The sequence below is a fragment of the Streptomyces sp. NPDC111507 genome (assembly GCF_055638955.1).
Genome location: NZ_JBVKBU010000004.1, coordinates 551,268 through 572,755, shown reverse-complemented (window position 1 = coordinate 572,755; position 21,488 = coordinate 551,268). Strand labels below are relative to the sequence as shown.

Sequence of the window (21,488 nt, the reverse complement as noted above, 5' to 3'; positions counted from 1 at the left end):
CCCTTCAGCCGTATGCCGTCCGCGGGCCGGTGGGGGCTTGTCGCGCAGCCCCGCGCCCCTGACGGGGAGCTTCTACGCCGCCCTTCGTTTCTGGTATTCGGAGATTTCGACCATCGGCGGACGTTCCTCCGTGTCCACCGAGTACGTGTGCGGCTCGAAACCGTCCCCGCCCCGTTCGAACTGGGTGAGGGCCGGGCGGATCAGGTGGCCGCGGGCCAGCCGGAGCTGGGCCGTGCGGTAGATCGCGGCGGACATCCGGCCCAGCGCCTGCCCGTCCTGGTGGCGGTGCTTGCGCACGCCCACGTCGACCTGGGCGAGCGCGTCCAGGCCCACCAGGTGCAGGGCGTCGACCAGCATGCCCAGCTCGATCCCGTACCCGACGGGGAAGGGGAGCTGTTCGAGCAGCGAGCGGCGGGCCGCGTACTCCCCGCCGAGCGGCTGCACGAAGCCGGCCAGCTGCGGCCAGTGCATGTTGAGGAGGGGGCGGGCCATGAGTTCGGTGACCCGGCCGCCCTGCCCCGCCGCACCGCCGAGCGGACGGTCGTACATCGCCTTGACGAGGTCCACACCGGGCTCGGTGAGCAGCGGCCCCACGATTCCGGAGACGAAGTCCGAGGAGAACTCCTTCAGGTCCGCGTCGATGAAACAGATGATGTCCCCGCTCGTCACGAGGAGGGAACGCCACAGCACCTCGCCCTTGCCGGGCACGGCCGGGATGCGCGGCAGGATCTCGTCCCGGTGCACCACGCGCGCGCCCGCCGCGGCGGCCACCTGCGAGGTGCGGTCGGTCGAGCCCGAGTCGACGACGACGATCTCGTCGACGAGGGGCACCTGCTGCATCAGGTCGTGGCGGATGACGGCGACGATCTCGCCGACCGTCTCCTCCTCGTTCAGCGCGGGCAGGACGACGCTCACCGAGGAGCCCGTGGCCCGTTTGGCGGACATGAGTCCGTGGAGCGGGCGATCGGTCACGGACCAGGAGCGATTGCTCAGCCAGCGCTCAGTTTCCTTCAGCACGGTCTGCGGCTCCTCACTGTCTGATCACCCGGTGTCTCACGGTGTGATCCATCTCGCGGTTCGGACGACTATCTCAACTGTCCTGGCCTTCGGTTACAGTCTTGAACAACGCGGATGACCATCGCATGTCGTAGATCATCTGGGGACCATCGCTCCACACGCACCACCGCACGACACAACCGAATACCGCTCATCCAGAGGGGCAGAGGGATACGGCCCGATGAAGCCCCGGCAACCCTCCAGCTGGTCCTGTCACATTGATGTGGCGAGGCTCCCGGCTCGGGAAGGTGCCAAATCCGTCTCACGGCGAAGTGCGTCGTGAGGAAGATGAGGAGAAAGGGCCTCGCCTCCATGGCTGCGCAGACTGTTGCACATTCGACCGTTGCAAGCACCACGAACCCTGTCGCGGGCGACACCACCACCGTAGTCGGTGTGGATCTCGGACCCGCCGCCGCGCTTTCCTGCCGCGAGTGCGGGCACCGCGTGCCGCTCGGCCCCGTGTTCGCCTGCGAGGAGTGTTTCGGCCCGCTGGAGATCGCGTACGACTTCTCGGCCTACGAAACCGAAGAACTCCGGGCGCGCATCGAAGCGGGCCCCGCGAACATCTGGCGCTATGCGCCGCTGCTGCCCGTCCCGGCCGACGTCGCCGACAAGCCGAACATCAACCCCGGCTGGACCAAGCTCGTCAAGGCCGACAACCTCGCCCGCGAGCTGGGCGTCGAGGCCGGCAAGCTCTTCGTCAAGGACGACTCCGGCAACCCGACGCACTCCTTCAAGGACCGCGTCGTCGCCCAGGCCATCGAGGCCGCCCGCGCGTTCGGCTTCACCACTCTCTCCTGCTCCTCCACGGGCAACCTCGCCGGCGCCGTCGGTGCCGCCGCCGCCCGCGCCGGCTTCCGCTCCTGCGTGTTCATCCCGCACGACCTGGAGCAGGGCAAGGTCGTCATGGCCGCGATCTACGGCGGCGAGCTCGTCGGCATCGAGGGCAACTACGACGACGTGAACCGCTTCTGCTCCGAGCTGATCGGCGACCCGGCCGGCGAGGGCTGGGGCTTCGTCAACGTCAACCTGCGGCCGTACTACGCGGAGGGCTCCAAGACCCTGGCGTACGAGATCTGCGAGCAGCTGGGGTGGAAGCTCCCCGACCAGCTGGTGATCCCCATCGCCTCCGGCTCCCAGCTCACGAAGATCGACAAGGGTCTTCAGGAGCTGATCAAGCTCGGACTGGTCGAGGACAAGCCGTACAAGATCTTCGGTGCCCAGGCCGAGGGGTGCTCGCCGGTGTCCGTCGCCTACAAGGCGGGCCACGACGTCGTACGGCCCCAGAAGCCGAACACCATCGCCAAGTCGCTCGCCATCGGCAACCCGGCCGACGGGCCGTACGTGCTGGACATCGCGCGGCGCACGGGCGGGGCCGTGGAGGACGTGAACGACGAGCAGGTCGTCGATGCGATCAAGCTGCTCGCGCGTACGGAGGGGATCTTCGCGGAGACGGCGGGTGGGGTGACCGTGGGTGTCACGAAGAAGCTGATCGAGAACGGGCTCCTCGACCCGAGTCTGACCACCGTGGTCCTGAACACCGGTGATGGTCTGAAGACGCTGGACGCGGTGGCGGGTACGGGTCTGACGGCGACCATTCGTCCGAGCCTGGACTCCTTCCGGGAAGCCGGGCTCGCGTAAGCGTCGTTGTTCGTCTGCGGGCCGGTGGGGGCTGGTCGCGCCCACGCGGCGGAGCCGCATATTCAGTCACGCCCCGCGCCCCTAAAAGCCCTTACCTGACCGGAGGTCACAAGAATGAGCGTTTCCGTCCGCATCCCCACCATCCTGCGCACCTACACCGGTGGTCAGGCCGAGGTGACGGCCGAGGGTGGGACCCTCGGTGAGGTCATCGCGGATCTGGAGAAGAACCACACGGGTATCGCCGCGCGCGTCCTGGACGACCAGGGCAAGCTGCGCCGGTTCGTCAACGTCTATGTGAACGACGACGACGTCCGCTTCGAGCAGGGTCTGGAGACGGCGACACCGGACGGCGCGGGCGTCTCGATCATTCCCGCCGTCGCCGGCGGCTGACCGCCTCGCGAGTCGTTACCCAGGGTGAGATAGTTACCCTTGGTAATGCCAATTACCGAGAGTTCATCGAATTGCCCCCTCCGCGAGAGAAGCGGAGGGGGCAATTCTGCATGGTTGAGCGCGGTACAGTTGGGGAACGCGCTGCACTTTGCATGCCGGGCGCATATGAGTTCGCGCCCGAAGTCCGGCAAGAAATAGCCAAAGTGTCCCGCGCTTATGAGCCTTATACGGCTTTTATGGGGCCCGACTTGCCCTGAATCTTCGCATATTCTCCCCATATTCCCGATCGGTCGTGCCCGGAATTCTCGTCCGATTGACCTGTTGCAGACGGCAGTTGGACAGATACATTCAGCCGCGGTCGACGCGTTCCGGCGCACACCCCCAACCGTTGGGGGGTGAGGTCTGACCCGGGTCCGCGAAGTGCGGTCCTGTGCAAGGGCCAGTAATAGGGGAGTTAGGCATGGCTCAGGGCACCGTCAAGTGGTTCAACGCGGAGAAGGGGTACGGCTTCATCGCGGTCGACGGTGGTGCGGATGTATTCGTCCACTACAGCGCGATTCAGATGGACGGCTACCGCACCCTGGAAGAGGGTCAGCGGGTCGATTTCGAGATCTCGCAGGGCCAGAAAGGGCCGCAGGCGGACATGGTCCGACTCGCGACCAGCTGAAGCACGCGCCGACTGACTGTTCGACGTGACGAAGGGCTCGTATCCCCTGGGGTACGAGCCCTTCGGCCTGTCCGCACGCGGCCGTGGGCCCGCTCGACACGGCCGTGGGCCCGCTCGCGCACCGGCGCGACGCGCGGGTTGCGCGCCCCTTCTCACCTGCGGATCAAGGGAAGGCGCTTGCACTCGGCAGGGGCGAGTGCTAATCATTGGCGTTAGCACTCTGAAGGTGAGAGTGATAACGAAGGACCGGGTCGGTGAGGCCCGCAGGCCAGGTGGTGCAAGGAACCACGGGGCAGGCAGGCCGTCCGTCGCGGGCGCCAGCGCGGTCCGGAGCAATCCACCCCAGTCCGGGAGGACCACTTCACATGGCCAAGATCATCGCGTTCGACGAGGAGGCACGGCGCGGTCTCGAGCGCGGGATGAACCAGCTCGCCGACGCCGTCAAGGTCACCCTTGGCCCCAAGGGCCGCAACGTCGTCCTCGAGAAGAAGTGGGGCGCCCCCACGATCACCAACGATGGTGTTTCCATCGCCAAGGAGATCGAGCTCGAGGACCCGTACGAGAAGATCGGCGCCGAGCTGGTCAAGGAAGTCGCCAAGAAGACGGACGACGTCGCCGGTGACGGTACGACCACGGCGACCGTTCTCGCCCAGGCGCTCGTCCGCGAGGGCCTGCGCAACGTAGCCGCCGGCGCCAACCCGATGGCTCTCAAGCGCGGTATCGAGAAGGCCGTCGAGGCCGTCTCCGGTGCCCTCCTCGAGCAGGCCAAGGATGTCGAGACCAAGGAGCAGATCGCTTCCACGGCCTCCATCTCCGCCGCCGACACCCAGATCGGCGAGCTCATCGCCGAGGCGATGGACAAGGTCGGCAAGGAAGGCGTCATCACCGTCGAGGAGTCCCAGACCTTCGGTCTGGAGCTTGAGCTCACCGAGGGTATGCGCTTCGACAAGGGCTACATCTCGGCGTACTTCGCCACCGACATGGAGCGTATGGAGGCCGTCCTCGACGACCCGTACATCCTGATCGCCAACTCGAAGATCAGCAACGTCAAGGACCTGCTGCCGCTCCTCGAGAAGGTCATGCAGTCCGGCAAGCCGCTGCTGATCATCGCCGAGGACGTCGAGGGCGAGGCCCTGTCGACCCTGGTCGTCAACAAGATCCGTGGCACCTTCAAGTCCGTCGCCGTCAAGGCTCCGGGCTTCGGTGACCGCCGCAAGGCCATGCTCGGCGACATCGCCATCCTCACGGGCGGCGAGGTCATCTCCGAGGAGGTCGGCCTCAAGCTGGAGAACGCGGGTCTGGACCTGCTGGGCCGTGCCCGCAAGGTCGTCATCACCAAGGACGAGACCACGATCGTGGACGGCTCCGGCTCCGCCGACCAGGTCCAGGGCCGGGTCAACCAGATCCGTGCCGAGATCGAGAACTCCGACTCGGACTACGACCGCGAGAAGCTCCAGGAGCGTCTGGCGAAGCTGGCCGGCGGCGTGGCCGTCATCAAGGCCGGTGCCGCCACCGAGGTCGAGCTCAAGGAGCGCAAGCACCGCATCGAGGACGCCGTTCGCAACGCGAAGGCGGCCGTCGAGGAGGGCATCGTCGCCGGTGGTGGCGTGGCCCTCATCCAGGCTTCCTCGGTCTTCGAGAAGCTCGAGCTCTCGGGTGACGAGGCGACCGGCGCCAACGCCGTGCGGCTCGCCCTGGAGGCCCCGCTCAAGCAGATCGCCGTCAACGGTGGTCTCGAGGGTGGCGTCATCGTCGAGAAGGTGCGCAACCTGCCCGTCGGCCACGGCCTGAACGCCGCGACCGGTGAGTACGTCGACATGATCGCCGAAGGCATCATCGACCCGGCGAAGGTGACGCGCTCTGCCCTGCAGAACGCCGCCTCCATCGCCGCGCTGTTCCTGACCACCGAGGCCGTCATCGCCGACAAGCCGGAGAAGGCCGCCGCGGCCGCTCCGGGCGGCATGCCGGGCGGTGACATGGACTTCTGATCCTTCCGAGGATCGGTTTTCCTGCCGAGGGCGGTACTTCCTGGAAACAGGGGGTACCGCCCTCGGGCGTGTCCGGGGTCACAGGGCGAGGTGCCGGGCGGCCGGAATGACATGACCGGCCGGGGAGTTGTCGTTGACGCATGATCAATGCATACGCACATACCAACCGGTACCCGAGGAGCCCCCACACGTGTCTACGACTGCCCCCGCCTCCCGCGCGGCCGAGATCCTGTCCCGCCCTGTCTCGCTGAACGGCCTGACGGTCCCGAACCGGATCGCGATGGCACCGATGACCCGGCAGTTCTCCCCGGGCGGCGTCCCTGGTGAGGACGTGGCCGGGTACTACGCCCGCCGCGCCGCCGCGGGCGTGGGCCTCATCGTCACCGAGGGCACGTACGTGGGCCACGACTCGGCCGGGCAGAGCGACCGCGTGCCGCGCTTCCACGGCGAGGAGCAGCTCGCGGGCTGGGCGAAGGTCGCCGACGCCGTGCACGCGGCGGGCGGCACGATCGTCCCGCAGCTGTGGCACATCGGCATGGTGCGCGAGGCGGGACAGCCGCCGTTCGCGGACGCGCCGGCCGTCGGCCCGTCCGGCGTCGGCTCCGCGGACGCCGAGGTCACCGGCAAGGCCATGACCCAGCAGGACCTGGACGACGTCGTCGAGGCGTTCGCCAAGGCCGCGGCCGAGGCCGAGCGCATCGGCTTCGACGGCGTCGAGCTGCACGGCGCGCACGGCTACCTCATCGACCAGTTCCTGTGGTCGGGCACCAATCGCCGCACCGACACGTACGGCGGCGACCCCGTGGCCCGTACGAAGTTCGCGGCGGAGATCGCGGCCGCGGTCCGCGCCGCCGTGTCGCCCTCCTTCCCCGTCCTCTTCCGCTACTCCCAGTGGAAGCAGCAGGCGTACGACGCTCGGCTCGCCGAGACCCCGGAGGAGCTGGAGGCGATCCTGACCCCGCTGGCCGAGGCCGGTGTGGACGCCTTCCACGCCTCCACGCGCCGCTACTGGCTCTCCGAGTTCGACGGCTCCGACCTCAACCTCGCCGGCTGGACGAAGAAGCTGACGGGCAAGCCGGTCATCACCGTCGGCTCGGTCGGCCTCGACGGCGACTTCCTCAAGGGCTTCCAGGGCGAGGGTGCCCCGGTCAAGGGCATCGACGAACTCCTGGACCGTCTGGAGCGCGACGAGTTCGACATGGTCGCCATCGGCCGCGCGCTGCTCCAGGACCCGGAGTGGGCGGCGAAGGTGCTGGACGGGCGGTTCGACGAGCTGAAGGCGTACGACGCGGCGGCGCTGCGCACGCTCAGCTGACCCTCTGGGACTCCCCGGCCAGGGCGGTGCCCTGGCCGGGGAGTCCCACTCCCGCTAGCGTTCGGCGCATGCGGATTCTGCATCTGTCGGACACCCACATCGACCGCACCGACGCCCCGAACCGCCACGGCGTCAACGCCACCGAGTCCCTGCGTCTGATGCTCAGTGAACTCCGCCACCAGCGGGATGTGGACGCCGTCGTCGTCAGCGGCGACCTCGCCGACGACGGGTCGTCCGAGGCGTACGCCGGTGTGCGCGGCCTGCTGGACGGGTTCGCCGTGCGGATGGACGCGCCGGTCTTCTACAGCACCGGCAACCACGACGAGCGCCAGGCCTTCGCCAAGGTGCTGGGCAGCGGGCACGTGGCGCCGGACGGCACCGACCGGGCCGAGGCCGTCGTCCCGTCCGACGAGAGGGAGCGGGCGGCCGTGAGTCTGGTCGACGGCTACCGGTTCGTCACGCTCGACTCGCTGGTGCCGGGCAGGGTTCACGGACACCTCGGCGCGGGGCAGCTGGACTGGCTCCGTGAAGTCCTGCGGACGCCGGCGCCGCACGGCACGGTCCTTGTCTTCCACCACCCTCCGATCACCCTCGACGTCGAGGTCCAGCGGGTGCTCGGGCTGCGCAATCCGGCGGACCTGGCCGACGCGATCCGCGGGACCGACGTCCGGGTCATCCTCTGCGGCCACTTCCACCTCCAGATCCTCGGCTTCCTGGAGTCGACGCCGGTGTGGGTCACCCCGGGCGTCGTCAACCGCATCGACCTCACCACCGCCGCCGGCACCGAGCGTGCCGTACGCGGGGCGTCGGCGTCTCTCGTGGAACTGGACACCCCGGGCGGTCCGCTCTTCCACACCTTCCACGCACGCGATCCGCGGGCGCACGAGACCGTCTACGAACTGGACGGGGACCAGACGCGTTCCTTCCTCGAGAGATACGGCACCAGCTGACGACCGGTCTCCCGTACGCAGCCTTCAGCAAGGAGTCATCCATGACGACAGCCGCATCCCGACAGCCCGCCGCCGGGCCCGCCGAGCCCGTGGTGCGTACCGCCGCCGGTGCGGTGCGCGGGCGGCGGGAGGACGGCCTGGCGGTCTTCCGGGGTGTCCCGTTCGCCGAACCTCCGGTGGGGGAGGCGCGGTTCGCCGCGCCGCGCCCCGCGCGGGCCTGGGACGGGACACGGGAGGCGTACTCCTTCGGGCCGCCGCCCCCGCAGGAGGCGGGAATCCAGGGCCGCACCGGTGTGCTGAACGCTCCGACGGGCGACGACTGGCTGACGGTGAACGTCTGGACGCCGGACCCGGACCCGGCCGCCCGTCGTCCGGTGATGGTGTGGATCTACGGCGGTGCCTACAAACTCGGTCACTCCGGCAGCCCCGGCTACGACGCCCGGCTCATCGCCCGCGAGGGTGACCTCGTCGTCGTCACCTTCAACTACCGCGTCGGCATCGAGGGTTTCGCCCGGATCGAGGGGGCGCCCGCCAACCGGGGCCTGCTCGACCAGGTCGCCGCCCTGGAATGGGTGCGCGAGAACATCGCGGCCTTCGGCGGCGACCCCGACCAGGTCACCGTCTTCGGAGAGTCGGCCGGTGCCGGTTCGATCGCCTCACTGCTGGCCATGCCGCGCGCGGCCGGGCTGTTCCGGCGGGCGATCGCGCAGTCCGTGCCGGGCACGTTCTTCTCGGACGAGCTGGCCCGGGACATCGCGGCCGCCATCGCCGCCGAGGCGGGCCTGCGTCCGACGGTCGCCGACCTGACCACCGTCGACCCGCGTCAACTGACCGAGGCGGGGGCGGCGTTGGGCGCCAAAATGCGGACGTACGAGGAGAGGTGGGGGCCGGTGGTCCATACGCTGACGCCCTTCTCGCCGGTCGTCGACGGTGACGTACTGCCGACCACTCCCTGGCGGGCGCTGGCGTCCGGCACGGCCCGGGACGTGGAACTGATCGCCGGTCACAACCGGGAGGAGTACCGGCTGTTCGTCGGGCTCGGCGGCCAGCTCGGAAAGATCACGGAGGAGGCGGCGGCAGCCGCGCTGCGCAGGTTCGGGCCGGGCCCTGACGGCGAACGGGCTTACCGCGCCGCCTTCCCCGAGGCCTCGCCGGGAGAGTGGTACGAACGCGTCCAGACCGACTGGCTGTTCAGCATGCCCTCGCTCCACCTCGCCGAGGCGCAGGTCGCCGGGGGTGGACGTGCGCACGTCTACGAGCTGACCTGGCCGGCCCCGGGCAACGGCGGCGTCCTGGGCGCCTGCCACGGCCTGGACATCCCGCTGCTGTTCGGCACGTTCGGCGCGGACCTCGGCATGCTGCTGTTCGACGGCGCCGAGCCCTCGCCGGAGGCCGAGGCGCTGTCGTCCTGCTTCCGGACGTCCTGGACCGCGTTCGCGGCGACGGGCGATCCGGGCTGGCCGGCCTTCGACGGTGAACGTCGGCTGACGCAGGTGCTCGACACCGATCCCTTGGTCACCGGGTACCCCGAGGAGACGTCGAGGCGGCTGTGGGAGGGGCACGAGTTTCCGGCCCTCCCGTTGGTCCGGTGACAGAGCCGGGGGTTCTTCCGGGCGGCTCGGTCCGTGTGGTCCTCGAGCTTTTCGGTGACTCGGGGCTGGGGGCCTGAGCGTCGGAGTGCTGGTCGGGGTCGGGTGCGCAGGACCGTGGCCAGGCGGCGGAGTCCGTCCGGTCCGTGGCCGGCGACACCGTCGTCCTGGCGGGCAAGTGCCCGGAGCTCCTCGAAGGACTCGCGCAGGAGCGCGGGCGGATCACGGCGGCGATCGACGACCTGACCGCCGCGCGTGACATCCTCGACTCCCTCGTCGGCCGCCCCCTCCAGCCACCCCTCTTCGGGCGGATCGAAATCGCGCCAAAATTGCTGACAATTTTGTGGGCGATTGGTTCGGTTTGCTGGCCGGCGCGGCAGGACGCCCGTGGTTGCGGCTGGTCAGGGCGGTGGCCGGATCCCGGTGCCGTCACGGGAGACACAAAGGAACGCTTAAGGAACGGCTGTTGTCCTGGGGCTCGTTGTGCGAACGAGCCGCGAAGACAGGAGACGGCAGTGAAGCGTAGAACAGTGGTCATGGGGCTCACCGCGGGTGCCGTGGTGCCGGCGGTCGGGTTCGCTTCAAGCGCGCGGGCGGCGAGCCGAACGTCAGCGGCGTCGTCCGCGGCGTCCACGGACTCCTCCCTGGTCTTCGATCCGAGCAGCTACACGGAGTTGACCACCAGCATCACGGACACCACCGGCACCGCTCACGAGGTCGTCTACCACTTCTACAAAGTGGCCTCGTACGTGGCCAATCCGGTGGACGCCACCTATCAGTCCCTCAACGTCAGCGTTCCGGTGAAGATCGACGGGAGCGTCGTGGACGCGTCCGGCGCTCCTGTCCTCTTCGCCAACCAGGTCGGCGGTTACATGCCCTCGTCCGTCGCGAACGCCACGGGCGTCGGCGCGGGCGGTGGGATGGGCCCCGGCGGCCCGGGCGGCCCCGCTCCCGCCGCCGACTCCGCCGCGAGCCGCCAGCAACTGGCGCTCGCCGCCGGGTACGTCGTCGTGGAGCCGGGCGCGCGCGGGCGGTCGCTGGTCGACTCCAGCGGGACGTACTACGGCACCGCGCCCGCCGCCATCGTCGACCTCAAGGCCGCGGTGCGGTACGTGAAGTTCAACAAGGGGCGCATCCCGGGCAACGTGGACCGGATCGTCTCCGCGGGAGTCAGCGCGGGCGGCGCGCTGTCCTCGCTGCTCGGCGCGTCCGGCGACAGTCCGGTCTACCACTCCTACCTGGAGGAGCTGGGCGCGGCCGACGCGAGCGACGCCATCTTCGCCACCGGTGCCTGGTGCCCGATCACCGACCTCGAACACGCCGACATGGCCTACGAGTGGAACTGGGGAGCCAACGCGCTGAGCAGCGGCTCGACCGTCGACCAGACCGTTTCCAAGACGCTGGCCGGCGCGTACGGCGACTATCTCGCCTCCCTGCGGCTGACGGCGAAGGGCTTCGGCACCCTCACGGCGCGCAACCTCGACGAGTACCTGGTCAGGACCCACCTGGAGCCGTCGGCCACCACGTACCTCGCGGCGCTGTCGGACGCGGACCGCGCGACCTATCTGGCCGCGAACCCGTTCATCACGTGGTCCCGCGGCAGGGCGGCCTTCTCCTGGGCCGACTTCCTCACCCATGTGGGCGCCCGCAAGAAGGACACCCCGGCGTTCGACGCCTTCGACCTGTCCGCCGGGGAGAACAACGAGTTCGGTACGGGGACCACCGCCAACCGGCACTTCACCCTCTACAGCCTGCGCCACGAAGAGGGTGCCCGTGCGCGCCTCGACAGTGACATCCCCGCGAAGCTCCACCTGATGAACCCGATGTACCACCTCGTGGACAAGGCCAACGAGAACCGGTCGAAGCACTGGTGGATCCGCCTCGGCACCAAGGACAGCGACACCGCGCTCACCGTCGCGAGCAACCTCGCCGCCCGCCTGAAGAACCTCGGCGACGACGTCGACACCTCGTACTACTGGGACGCCGGTCACGGCGCGGACAACGACCCGGGCGACTTCATCAAGTGGATCGCGACGGTGTCGGGCCACAGGTCCTAGCCTGGAGGCATGGGCGGTGGCCTCGTCACGCTGTTCCTGGCCGGTGATGTGATGCTCGGCCGGGGAGTCGACCAGATCCTTCCGCACCCCGGCGATCCGAAGCTGCGGGAGTCGTACGTCAAGGATGCCCGCGCCTATGTGGAGCTGGCCGAGGCGGCGAACGGCGTGATTCCCCGCCCGGCCGGCTTCACCTGGCCCTGGGGCGACGCGCTGGACGTGCTCGCCGCGGTGGCCCCCGACGCCCGGATCCTCAACCTGGAGACCGCCGTCACGCGCAACGACGAGGCCGCGCCCGGCAAAGAGATCCACTACCGGATGCACCCGGCCAACCTGCCCGCCCTCGCCGCCGCCCGTCCGCACGCCTGTGCCCTGGCCAACAACCATGTGCTGGACTACGGCCGCCGCGGGCTGGAGGAGACCCTCGACGCCCTGGCGGACGCGGGTCTTCGCGCACCCGGAGCGGGGCGGGACGCCGACGAGGCCCGGCGTCCCGCGATCGTCCCCGTCACGGGCGGCGGGCGTGTCCTGGTCTTCTCCGTGGGGGTGGCCTCCAGCGGCATACCCCGCGGCTGGGCCGCCACGGCACAGCGCGGCGGGGTCGACTTCGTCGCCGAGCCGTCGGACGCCGCCGCGGCCGGGATCGCGACCCGGCTGCGTGCGGCCAAGCGGCCGGGCGACATCGTGGTCGTCTCGGTCCACTGGGGCTCCAACTGGGGCTACCTCGTCCCGCGTGACCAGGTCCGCTTTCGGCCATGCGCTCGTCGACGGCGGCGCGGACGTCGTGCACGGGCACTCCTCGCACCATCCGCGGCCGCTGGAGACGTACCGGGGAAAGCTCATCACCCACGGCTGCGGCGACCTGATCAACGACTATGAGGGCATCGGCGGCTACGAGGAGTACCGGGACGATCTCCGGTTGCTGTACTTCGTCACCGTGGATCCGGACGGCGGCCGGTACCACGACGTGCGCGTCGTCCCGATGCGGTCCCGGCGGATGCGGCTGGAGCGGGCGAAGGCCGAGGACTCGCGGTGGGTGCGGGACGTGCTGAGCCGGATCAGCCGGACCTACGGCTCACGGGTCGCACTCGACCCGGACGGCACCCTCACCGTCCGGCCCGCCCTGGGAGCGGCGAGTGGCAGCGCCCCATAATGGACTTGTCCGCAATGGACTTATCCGTCCGGAACAGGAAGATCTGCCCGGAACGGACAGGTCCGCCCGGCAGTGCGGACCGGACTTCACTCGGGACCCGAGGAGCTCACCTCACCCCGGGAGGCGACCATGTACTTCGCTGATCGAACCGACGCGGGCCGGCAGCTCGCCGCCCGGCTGCACCACCTCAAGGGCCAGGACCTCGTGGTCGTGGGACTTCCCCGCGGCGGTGTCCCGGTCGCCGCGCAGGTCGCCGAGGCCCTCGGCGCCCCGCTCGACGTCTGCCTCGTGCGCAAGCTGGGGGTGCCCTTCCAGCCGGAGCTGGCCATGGGAGCCATCGGCGAGGAAGGCGTCCGCGTCATCAACGAAGAGGTGCTGCGGGGGACGGGTGTGACGGACCGCGCCCTGGCGGCGGTGGAGGAACACGAGCGCGGCGTCCTTCAGCAGAGGGCCCGCCGCTACCGGGGCGAGCGGCAGCCGGCCCGGTACGAGGGACGGACGGTCCTGGTGGTGGACGACGGGCTGGCGACCGGCTCCACGGCACTCGCGGCCTGCCGGATCGCGCGCGCCCGCGGCGCGTCGCGGATCGTGCTGGCGGTTCCCGTGGCGCCGCACGACTGGTCGGCCCGCCTCGGAGGCGCGGCGGACGAAGGCGTCTGTCTGCACACCCCCCGGCTGTTCTACGCGATCGGCCAGTTCTACACGGACTTCGGGCAGACGAGCGACGAGGAGGTCATCGCCTGCCTGGAGCACAACCGCGCGGCGCACGCCACGTCCGACGCACCGCCGGCCGCGGGCAGCGCCTCCCCCGAGCACGCTCCCCCGCCCTCTGACGAGGAGGTCCGGATACCGGCCACGGGCGCCGCGCTCGACGGGCGGCTGACGGTACCCCGCGGCGCCCCCGGGATCGTCCTCTTCGCCCACGGCAGCGGCAGCAGCAGGAAGAGCCCGCGCAACCGCTTCGTCGCCACCGGGCTGAACCGCGCCGGTCTCGGCACCCTTCTGTTCGATCTGCTCACCGAGGCCGAGGCGGTGAACCGGGACAACGTGTTCGACACGGAGCTGCTCGCCCGCCGCCTGATCCAGGCGACCGCATGGCTGCGTGAGCAGCCCGGCGTCCAGGGCATGGAGTTCGGTTACTTCGGTGCCAGCACAGGCGCCGCCGCCGCGCTGTGGGCCGCGGCGGAGCCCGCGGCGGACGTCGCGGCAGTCGTCTCCCGCGGGGGCAGGCCGGATCTGGCCGGCGCCAGGCTGCCGGAGGTGAAGGCTCCGACGCTGCTCGTCGTCGGGGGCCGCGACCACGTCGTACTGGACCTCAACCGGCAGGCGGCGGCGCGCCTGAGCTGTGAGCATCAGCTGGCCGTCGTCCCCGGCGCCACCCATCTCTTCGAGGAACCCGGCACCCTGGAATCGGTCACCGAGCTGGCCACGGACTGGTTCAGCAGGCATCTCGCCTCCGCCGTCCCGAGCGCGGGAGCACACAGGTGACGCGGATCGACTACAGGTTGCCCATCGGCTCGATGTCCACCTTCACCGGTGTGCCCCAGATGCGCAGCACCTCGTAGTCCGTGAACTCGTGGACCAGGCGGTAGGCCATGCCGGGGCGCGGGGTGCGGCGCTCCGCGGCGAGATACCGCTCCGCCTCGACGCGGTCGCGGCGCGGGGTGCCGCACAGCTGCCACGCCTGCCCTGTCCACACCTCCGGCAGCCAGCGCTGCTGGGGCTGGGGACGGTCGGCCCGCACGCCGTACCGGGACATCGTGCGCTCGGGTGCGTCGTCGGCGCCGCCGGGGCGGCCCTGCGGGAAGGCGTCGTTGACCTCGGTGCGGCGGGCGGTGCGCCGCCGTGTCTCGCAGAGCAGACAGAGGTCGACGGCGCCCTCGTCCACCGGGCCACTGGGGTGCTCGGCGCAGCGCGTCGTGGGCACCGCCGTCGTCACCGTCTCCTCCAGCAGGTCCAGCGCCCGCTTCAGGTCGGCCTTCACCTCGTGCAGCTTCGCGTCGGGCGTGTCGGCGTTCAGCGCGTCGCCGTGCTCGCCGAGCACGCGCAGGGCGCGGCCGAGGGCGGTCAGCTGTGCGTGGTTCACGGTGGTGGATTCCCTCCCGGGTCGGTGTCCTGCCCCTCCTTCGAAGGGTCGCACACGCCACTGACAGTGCCCCCGAGTCCGAAGAAGTACGTCGCCGCGAACCCCACCACGTACCCGGTGAGCAGCCCGCCCGCGTAGATCGCCGCCGTCAGGGCCAGTCCGCCCGTGCCCTTGAGCAGGGGGAACAGCGCCCAGCCCGAGGGGCCGATCGCCGTGGAGCCGATCTTGTCGCCGAGCATCGAGAAGAAGCCGACGAACGCGCCGCCCGCCGCCCCGCCCGCGCAGGCGGTGACGAAGGGGCGGCCGAGGGGGAGCGAGACGCCGTAGATCAGGGGTTCGCCGACGCCCAGGAGGCCCGCGGGCAGCGCCGACCTGATCGTCGTACGGAGCGACTGGTCGTGGTGGAGGCGGACGTAGACCGCGAGTGCCGCGCCGACCTGCCCGGCGCCCGCCATCGCCAGGACGGGCAGCAGGACCGTGTAGCCCTGCTGCTGGATGAGGGTGGTGTGCAGCGGGATCAGGGCCTGGTGCAGGCCCAGCATCACCAGGGGGAGGAACAGGCCGCCCAGGACCAGGCCCGCGAAGGCGCCCGTGTGGTCGAGGAGCCAGTTCGCGCCCGTCCCGATGGCCGCCGACAGCTCGCCGGCCGTGTACATCAGGGCGTAGAGGGTCACCAGGCCGGTGAGCAGGACCGTGAGGGTGGGGGTGACGAGGACGTCGAGGGCTTCGGGGACCCAGCGGCGGCACCACTTCTCCACGTACGTTCCCAGGAGCGCGGCGGCCAGTGCGCCGAGTACCCCGCCCTGGCCCGGCGCCAGGGTCATGCCGAAGGCCGTCACCTTCGCGACCCCCGCGTACACGACGATCGCCGCCACCGCCCCGCCCAGGACCGGGGTGCCGCCGAACTCCTTCGCCGTGTTGTGGCCGACGAACACCGCGATCAGGGCCATGAAGCCGGAGGCGATCGCGGCGAGGGCGGGGGCGAGGGAGGGGAGCCACCCCAGATTGACCAGCAGGCCGCCCAGGCCCGCGATGACTCCGCAGCCGATCAGGGCGGGGATCAGGGGGACGAAGATGTTCGCGATCCGGCGGAGGAGCAGTTTGAGGGGGGTCGCGTTGCGCTGTTGCCGGGCCGCCTTCCACGCGGCGCCGCGTGCGGCCAGCGCCTCGGCCGTGCCGGTGACCGGCGCACCGGCCGTGCTGGTGGCGAGCGCCTCGAACTCGGGGGTCACCCGCGCGACCGTGCCCGGCCCCAGGACGATCTGGTAGCTGTCGTCGTCCGTGACCACGCCCAGCACGGCGGGCAGGGACCTGAGAGCGTCCTCGCGTACGAGCGTCCGGTCCCGCAGGCCCAGGCGCAGGCGGGTCATGCAGTGGGCGACGGAGGTGACGTTCGCGGCGCCGCCGACCAGGGGGAGGATCGCGGCGGCCGTGGCGGCATGGGGGGTGAGGTCGTTCGTTGTGCGCACTCCACGAGGGTGCTGGTCAGCCCGTCGATGCGGCGAGCGCCGCGCGCAGATGGCCGTCGCTCTCCTCCAGAAGGCGGGCCGCCGTGGACCCGTCCACGCCGCCGAGGATGGTGAGGATGGCGTTCTTCACCTCGCCGTCGGTGGCCGCGAGGGCCTGTTCGATCTCCTCGTCCGAGGCGCCGGTCGCGAGGGCGACGATACGGCGGGAGCGGGCCCGCAGCTTCTCGTTCGAGGCGCGGACGTCGACCATCAGGTTCCCGTACGTCTTGCCGAGACGGATCATCGTGATCGTCGAGAGCATGTTCAGGACGAGTTTCTGCGCCGTGCCCGCCTTGAGACGGGTCGAGCCGGTCAGCAGCTCGGGCCCGACGACGATCTCGATGCCGTGCTCGGCTGCGGCGGCCAGCGCGCTGTCTGCGTTGCAGGACAGGCCGATCGTCAACGCGCCGCGCGCGCGGGCGTGTTCGATCGCGCCGACGGCGTACGGGGTGCGGCCGGAGGCGGAGACGCCGACCACCGTGTCGTCGGGGGTCAGGGAGAGCTCCTTCAGGTCGGCCTCGGCCAGCTCCTTGGAGTCCTCGGCGCCCTCGACCGAGGTGACCATGGCGCTCGGGCCGCCCGCGATCAGGCCCACGACCTCGGACGGGTCGGTGTTGAAGGTGGGCGGACACTCGGAGGCGTCCAGCACACCGAGGCGGCCGGCGGTGCCCGCGCCCGCGTAGATCAGCCGGCCGCCGCGGGACATGCGCTCGGCCACGGCGTCGATCGCGGCGGCGATACGGGGCAGCTGGGTCGCGACGGCCGTCGGCACGGTCGCGTCCTCGGCGTTCATGATCTTCGCGATCTCCAGCGTCGGCAGCCGGTCGATCTGGGACAGCTCGGGGCGGAACGCCTCAGTGGTCAACGTCTCCAACTCGGCCCGCAGAGACCGGTGGTTGGAGGAGGCGTCGGCGGTGGAAAAGGTCATGACGAACGGCTCTTTCCAGTGCTGGGTGGTGAAGGCGCGCCCCTCAGGGGCGCGGGGAACTGCGCGACCAGCCACAACGGGCCCGCAGCGTTACGACTACATCCAGCCACGGCTTCCCGCGGAGCGCTAGCGCATACGGCCGCGCGGGCTATGTCGGTGCGCCAGCGCCTCGTACGACGCGGACAGCGCGGGCGCCGCCGTCTCGTACGTCCGCTGGGCGACCCCCACGAACAGGCAGTCCACCACCAGCAACTGACTGGTGCGCGACGACATCGCCGCGGGACGCAACTCGCTCTCGCGGGCCGTGGACGTGGTGAGTATGTGATCGGCGTACTGCGTGACGGGCCCGTCCGGGCGGCCGGTGATCGCGACCGTCGTCGCGCCGCGTTCGAAGGCGACCCGCAGCGGCTCGATGACGTCGCCCGTCGAGCCGGAGTGGGTGATCGCGATCGCCACGTCCTTGGCCCGCAGCTGGACCGCGTTGGTGACGGCGAGGTGCGGATCGCTGTGCGGGTGGGCTATGAGTCCGATGCGCAGCAGCTTCTGGGCCAGGTCCTGGGCGACGAGGCCGGACGCGCCGACGCCGTAGATGTCGATCCGGCGGGCGGCGGCGAGCGCCGTGACGGCCGCGCCCAGCTGGACCGTGTCGAGCCCCGCCGCGGTGTCGGCGAGGGTCTGCTGCTCGTCGTACGCGAGTTTCGCGACGACGTCCGCGATGGGGTCGTCGACCGCGATGTCCGCGGTGACGGCGGGCGCGCGGCCCGACTGCTGCTGGGCGGCGAGGCCGGCGAGCGCGAGGCGCAGGTCGCGATAGCCGGGGTAGCCCAGCAGGCGGGCGGTGCGCACGACCGTGGCCTCGCTGGTGCCGGTGAGCTCTGCGAGGCCGGTGACCGTGAGGGCCGCGCAGCCGGCCGGGTCACCGGCGACGGCCTCGGCGACCCGCTGCATGGAGCGGGTCATCGACGGGGCGAGCGTGCGCACCTTGGCCGCGAGGGCGGCGGGAGCGGGCGGAGCCTCACCGGCGAAAATTTCCTTCACGTCTGGGGTCACTTGTGAAAGATATTTTCTGCTGGGGTATGCGGTCAAGGGTGCGCACAATGGGTGCATGGACCCCACCAGCCACCCCGTCAGCCCCTTGGAGCAGGCGCTGCACGCGGCCCGCGCCCTCGTTCTCGCCGATCTCGTCGCGGGTGAGGTCGCCGAGGCGGATGTCGTCTCGCTCGTCGAGGACTCGGTGGTGCAGCGCCGATGGTGGGTCGAACAATGGCCGGAGGGCGTCGGTTACGTGGCCGGGCTCGTCGCCCAGGACGTACAGGACGCGTTGCTGGAGCGGTACGGGCGATGGCCGCTGTGTCCGGTCTGCGGCTCGGGCGACCCGCACGCCCTCGACGTCGAGCCGGAGCTCGGGCCCGATCCGCACTGGGTCTGCCACAAGGCGGGCGTGAAGGTCGCGTCCGTGGGATGCCTGGGGTCGGCGACCGGCGGGACGCCGTCCTCGTGACCCTCTACATCGACCCACCCGTCTGGCCCGGCCACGGACGTCTCTGGTCCCACCTGGTCAGCGACGTCTCGTACGAGGAACTGCACCTGTTCGCCGCGGACTTGGGCGTACCTCCGCGCGCCTTCGAGCGCGACCACTACGACCTCCCCTCCCACCGCTACGCGGACGCCGTGCGCGCCGGGGCGGTGGAGGTCAGCAGCCGCGAGGTGGTGCGGCTGCTGTACGGGGCGGGGCTGCGCCGGCGCAAGTACGTCGGCCGGTAGGCGGACCGGTCGGCCTGTCTTGGTGGGCGGAGGTCAGTCCGTACGGGTGTACACCCGCAGCGACGGATCCAGCGCGCGCAGCTCGTACGCGTACTCCTGCTCGTCCTCGCTCACCCGGGTGAAGCCGGCGCGCGCGATGACCCGCTGGGAGGGCGCGTTGGTCCGCTCTATGGCCGCGAAGAGGATGTCGAGCTCGTCGTGGGCGAGGGCCCAGGCGGCCAGGGCGCGCAGGGCCTCGGTCGCGTAGCCGTGGCCGCGGGCGTTCTCGGCGAGGTCGTAGCCGACTTCCGCGCGGCCGTCCTCGTCGGGGGCGCCGTGGAAACCCATCGCGCCGACCGCCCGGCCGTCCTCGCTCCGTACGAGCACGAACATGCCCCACTCCGGGCGGTGCACCCCGCTCTCGTACGCCTTCAGGACCATTCCGGCGGCGTCCCGCGTGCCGTCGAAGGGGCCGCCCTCGATCCACTCGAAGCCGCCGGTGCCACCCGCGCGCAGATCGGCGGCGGCCGCCGGGGTGACTCCTTGGAGCGTGAGCCGTCCGGCCTCGATCACCAGGTTGTTGCTCCAGCGCCACTCGGTGAGCGGGGCGCGGCCGGGCAGCTCGCCGCGGCCGGTCGCCCACAGGAGCGTGGGCCACGGCTCGGACCCCGGCCTGACGTGCGGAAAGATCCGGGAGAGTACGTCCGTGCAGAGCTCGGCCGGCGGCTCGTAGGCGACCCCGAGACCCTGCGCGATGTCATGCGTGTGCAGCAGCACCTCCGTGACACCCATCGCGGCGAAGCCCTCGCGGTTCGCGCTGCGGAACGGATACGGGTGGAAGGCACGCACCTCGCGCGGCGTGGTGCGCACGGCGGCGGCGAGCAGGGCGCCGGTCGTCTCGATCACGTCGACGACGCCCGCGTTGTCGGTGCCGTCGTCCAGGGTGATCTCGAAGGGCACGTACGCCGTGGTGGCCCGCCCGGCCAACTGGCCCGCGTACGCGAGGAGATCGTCCGCGATGTGCTCGGCGGTCCTGCGGCAGCTCCACTCGAGACGCCCCGCCCCGACGCCGTCCCAGTCCCGCCCGGCCACCGCCCGCAACAGCGCGACGGCGCCCGCGACGGCTTCCTCCACCTGGTCCCCACCCATGGATCGCATGCGGCTGAGGATAGGCGCGGTCAGACATCGTTACGTACTGGATTGTTGGACCTGTCGGCCTTTTCGGCCTTCTTGTTCATGGACACCACGCGGGAGGCCCGGGTACGGCGCTGGAGGCGCAGCGAGACCGCGGCCACCCCCAGGCCCGTCACCGTCATGGCCGCGCCCGCCCAGGCCGTCGCCGCGTAGCCGAGCCCCGCGTCGATGACCGTGCCGCCGACCCAGGGGCCGCCGGTGTTGCCGAGGTTGAAGGCGGCCGTGGTGGTGGCACCGGCCAGGGTGGGGGCGGCCCCGGCGAGGTTGAAGAGCCGGGCGTTGAGCGCCGGGGCGGTGAAGAAGCAGGTGACGCCGAGGAGGAAGGAAAGAGCCACGGCCGCGATCGCGTACTGCCCCAGGAGCGCGAGCGCCACGAGGACGGTGGTCGAGGCCGCGGTGCCGGAGAGGAGCACCCCGAAGAGGTGCGCGTCGGCGACCCGCCCGCCGATCGTCGTACCGATCAGCGCCCCGACCCCGAAGAGGGCGAGCACGCTCGGCACCCAGCCGTCGTCGAGCCCGGCGACATCCGTGAGCAGCGGCGAGAGATAGCTGAACGTGCAGAAGACCCCGCCCGCGGCGAGCATCACGAGAGCGACGGTGAGCCAGACCTGCGCGTCACCGTAGATGGAAAGTTCCCGCCTGAGCTGCGGCTTCTTGTCGGGGAGCGGAATGCGGGGGATGAGGGTGACGACCCCGACCAGGGCGATCGCGGAGGCCGCGCCGACGGCCCAGAACGCGGACCGCCAGCCGAGATGCTCGCCGAGGAAGGCACCGGCCGGGACTCCGAGCACGTTCGCGATCGACAGACCGCCGATCATCACCGCGAGCGCGCGGGCCCGGGAGGTCACCGGGACCATCGCGATCGCCACCGCCGCGCCCACCGCCCAGAAGCCGGCACAGGCAAGGGCGCTGACGACCCTGGAGGCGAAGAGCACGGTGTACGTCGGCGCCAGCGCGCCGGCGATCTGGCCGAGCCCGAAGACGGCGATGAGCGAGACGAGGGTGGTGCGGCGGGGGAGGCGGAGGGTGGCCACGGCGAGCAGCGGCGCGCCGACGACCATGCCTATGGCGAACGCCGATATGAGCAGACCCGCCTGGGGAATCGTGACACCCATGTCGTCGGCGATGGGCGGCAGGAGCCCCGAGAGCATGAACTCGCTGGTCCCGAGGGCGAAGACGGAGAGGGCGAGGATGTAGACGGCGAGGGGCATACGGGGGCCGGGCGG

18 protein-coding genes, 1 pseudogene and 1 riboswitch are annotated in these 21,488 nt (G+C 70.8%); of the genes and pseudogenes, 12 read left to right on the top strand and 7 right to left on the bottom strand.

Going from position 1 to position 21,488, the window contains the following annotated elements; translation table 11 throughout:
* Nucleotides 1-72: 72 nt before the first annotated feature.
* Nucleotides 73-1,017 (bottom strand): glucosyl-3-phosphoglycerate synthase, encoded by a 945-nt coding sequence (locus ACZ7M2_RS20280; RefSeq protein ID WP_471596405.1) that lies wholly within the window; start codon nt 1,015-1,017, stop codon nt 73-75.
* A gap of 187 nt (nt 1,018-1,204) precedes the next feature.
* A riboswitch (SAM riboswitch) is annotated at nt 1,205-1,351 on the top strand.
* Nucleotides 1,352-1,368: 17 nt separating this feature from the next.
* Between ACZ7M2_RS20280 and thrC the strand changes: the two genes are divergently transcribed.
* From thrC to ACZ7M2_RS20230, 10 genes and pseudogenes are all read left to right on the top strand, one after another.
* Nucleotides 1,369-2,697: a threonine synthase gene (gene thrC / locus ACZ7M2_RS20275; protein ID WP_471596404.1), complete on the top strand. Its 1,329-nt coding sequence runs from the start codon at nt 1,369-1,371 to the stop codon at nt 2,695-2,697.
* A gap of 114 nt (nt 2,698-2,811) precedes the next feature.
* Entirely contained in the window at nt 2,812-3,087 is a 276-nt protein-coding gene (locus ACZ7M2_RS20270) for a MoaD/ThiS family protein (protein ID WP_075027028.1), read from the top strand.
* Between the two features lie 460 nt (nt 3,088-3,547).
* The gene (locus ACZ7M2_RS20265) at nt 3,548-3,754 is read left to right on the top strand and encodes a cold-shock protein (RefSeq protein ID WP_019057200.1); all 207 of its coding nucleotides are present in this window, start codon (nt 3,548-3,550) and stop codon (nt 3,752-3,754) included.
* Nucleotides 3,755-4,119: 365 nt separating this feature from the next.
* Complete coding sequence (gene groL / locus ACZ7M2_RS20260; protein ID WP_075027029.1) at nt 4,120-5,742, top strand: chaperonin GroEL; 1,623 nt, start codon at nt 4,120-4,122, stop codon at nt 5,740-5,742.
* Nucleotides 5,743-5,932: 190 nt separating this feature from the next.
* Nucleotides 5,933-7,057 (top strand): NADH:flavin oxidoreductase, encoded by a 1,125-nt coding sequence (locus ACZ7M2_RS20255; RefSeq protein WP_471596403.1) that lies wholly within the window; start codon nt 5,933-5,935, stop codon nt 7,055-7,057.
* A 68-nt stretch (nt 7,058-7,125) separates the two neighbouring features.
* Nucleotides 7,126-8,007, top strand: coding sequence for a metallophosphoesterase family protein (locus ACZ7M2_RS20250; protein ID WP_352044077.1), 882 nt, complete (start codon nt 7,126-7,128; stop codon nt 8,005-8,007).
* A 41-nt stretch (nt 8,008-8,048) separates the two neighbouring features.
* Nucleotides 8,049-9,599: a carboxylesterase/lipase family protein gene (locus tag ACZ7M2_RS20245; RefSeq protein WP_471596402.1), complete on the top strand. Its 1,551-nt coding sequence runs from the start codon at nt 8,049-8,051 to the stop codon at nt 9,597-9,599.
* Between the two features lie 512 nt (nt 9,600-10,111).
* Nucleotides 10,112-11,653, top strand: a complete 1,542-nt coding sequence (locus tag ACZ7M2_RS20240) for a subtype B tannase (protein WP_471596401.1) — start codon at nt 10,112-10,114, stop codon at nt 11,651-11,653.
* Between the two features lie 9 nt (nt 11,654-11,662).
* Nucleotides 11,663-12,803: pseudogene (locus tag ACZ7M2_RS20235) on the top strand (CapA family protein).
* Nucleotides 12,804-12,932: 129 nt separating this feature from the next.
* A complete protein-coding gene (locus ACZ7M2_RS20230) occupies nt 12,933-14,291 on the top strand; it encodes a phosphoribosyltransferase family protein (RefSeq protein WP_471596400.1) in 1,359 nt (452 codons plus the stop codon).
* A 10-nt stretch (nt 14,292-14,301) separates the two neighbouring features.
* On the opposite strand, the gene ACZ7M2_RS20225 is transcribed toward ACZ7M2_RS20230, so the two are convergent.
* The 4 genes from ACZ7M2_RS20225 to ACZ7M2_RS20210 form a co-directional block, all read right to left on the bottom strand.
* Nucleotides 14,302-14,889 (bottom strand): hypothetical protein, encoded by a 588-nt coding sequence (locus tag ACZ7M2_RS20225; protein WP_352044081.1) that lies wholly within the window; start codon nt 14,887-14,889, stop codon nt 14,302-14,304.
* The gene (locus ACZ7M2_RS20220; RefSeq protein WP_471596399.1) at nt 14,886-16,358 is read right to left on the bottom strand and encodes a PTS transporter subunit EIIC; all 1,473 of its coding nucleotides are present in this window, start codon (nt 16,356-16,358) and stop codon (nt 14,886-14,888) included. Before ACZ7M2_RS20220 ends, ACZ7M2_RS20225 begins: the two co-directional genes overlap by 4 nt.
* Nucleotides 16,359-16,374: 16 nt before the next feature.
* A complete protein-coding gene (gene murQ, locus ACZ7M2_RS20215) occupies nt 16,375-17,325 on the bottom strand; it encodes an N-acetylmuramic acid 6-phosphate etherase (protein ID WP_471596398.1) in 951 nt (316 codons plus the stop codon).
* Nucleotides 17,326-17,451: 126 nt separating this feature from the next.
* Nucleotides 17,452-18,375 (bottom strand): MurR/RpiR family transcriptional regulator, encoded by a 924-nt coding sequence (locus ACZ7M2_RS20210; protein ID WP_352044084.1) that lies wholly within the window; start codon nt 18,373-18,375, stop codon nt 17,452-17,454.
* A gap of 55 nt (nt 18,376-18,430) precedes the next feature.
* Between ACZ7M2_RS20210 and ACZ7M2_RS20205 the strand changes: the two genes are divergently transcribed.
* Together ACZ7M2_RS20205 and ACZ7M2_RS20200 are read left to right on the top strand one after the other, a co-directional pair.
* The gene (locus ACZ7M2_RS20205; protein ID WP_329367004.1) at nt 18,431-18,826 is read left to right on the top strand and encodes a hypothetical protein; all 396 of its coding nucleotides are present in this window, start codon (nt 18,431-18,433) and stop codon (nt 18,824-18,826) included.
* Nucleotides 18,823-19,089, top strand: coding sequence for a DUF4031 domain-containing protein (locus tag ACZ7M2_RS20200; protein ID WP_471596397.1), 267 nt, complete (start codon nt 18,823-18,825; stop codon nt 19,087-19,089). Before ACZ7M2_RS20205 ends, ACZ7M2_RS20200 begins: the two co-directional genes overlap by 4 nt.
* 33 nt (nt 19,090-19,122) lie before the next feature.
* Here ACZ7M2_RS20200 and ACZ7M2_RS20195 read toward each other — a convergent pair whose 3' ends face one another.
* Together ACZ7M2_RS20195 and ACZ7M2_RS20190 are read right to left on the bottom strand one after the other, a co-directional pair.
* Entirely contained in the window at nt 19,123-20,226 is a 1,104-nt protein-coding gene (locus tag ACZ7M2_RS20195; protein WP_471596396.1) for a GNAT family N-acetyltransferase, read from the bottom strand.
* Between the two features lie 20 nt (nt 20,227-20,246).
* Nucleotides 20,247-21,473, bottom strand: a complete 1,227-nt coding sequence (locus ACZ7M2_RS20190) for a Cmx/CmrA family chloramphenicol efflux MFS transporter (protein ID WP_471596538.1) — start codon at nt 21,471-21,473, stop codon at nt 20,247-20,249.
* Between the last annotated feature and the right edge of the window lie 15 nt (nt 21,474-21,488).

Coding starts and splice junctions, on each gene's coding strand:
- ACZ7M2_RS20205 (WP_329367004.1), top strand. CDS start 18,431: ATGGACCCCACCAGCCACCCCGTCAGCCCCTTGGAGCAGGCGCTGCAC.
- ACZ7M2_RS20270 (WP_075027028.1), top strand. CDS start 2,812: ATGAGCGTTTCCGTCCGCATCCCCACCATCCTGCGCACCTACACCGGT.
- ACZ7M2_RS20250 (WP_352044077.1), top strand. CDS start 7,126: ATGCGGATTCTGCATCTGTCGGACACCCACATCGACCGCACCGACGCC.
- ACZ7M2_RS20230 (WP_471596400.1), top strand. CDS start 12,933: ATGTACTTCGCTGATCGAACCGACGCGGGCCGGCAGCTCGCCGCCCGG.
- thrC (WP_471596404.1), top strand. CDS start 1,369: ATGGCTGCGCAGACTGTTGCACATTCGACCGTTGCAAGCACCACGAAC.
- ACZ7M2_RS20265 (WP_019057200.1), top strand. CDS start 3,548: ATGGCTCAGGGCACCGTCAAGTGGTTCAACGCGGAGAAGGGGTACGGC.
- ACZ7M2_RS20245 (WP_471596402.1), top strand. CDS start 8,049: ATGACGACAGCCGCATCCCGACAGCCCGCCGCCGGGCCCGCCGAGCCC.
- ACZ7M2_RS20190 (WP_471596538.1), bottom strand. CDS start 21,473: ATGCCCCTCGCCGTCTACATCCTCGCCCTCTCCGTCTTCGCCCTCGGG.
- ACZ7M2_RS20195 (WP_471596396.1), bottom strand. CDS start 20,226: ATGCGATCCATGGGTGGGGACCAGGTGGAGGAAGCCGTCGCGGGCGCC.
- groL (WP_075027029.1), top strand. CDS start 4,120: ATGGCCAAGATCATCGCGTTCGACGAGGAGGCACGGCGCGGTCTCGAG.
- murQ (WP_471596398.1), bottom strand. CDS start 17,325: ATGACCTTTTCCACCGCCGACGCCTCCTCCAACCACCGGTCTCTGCGG.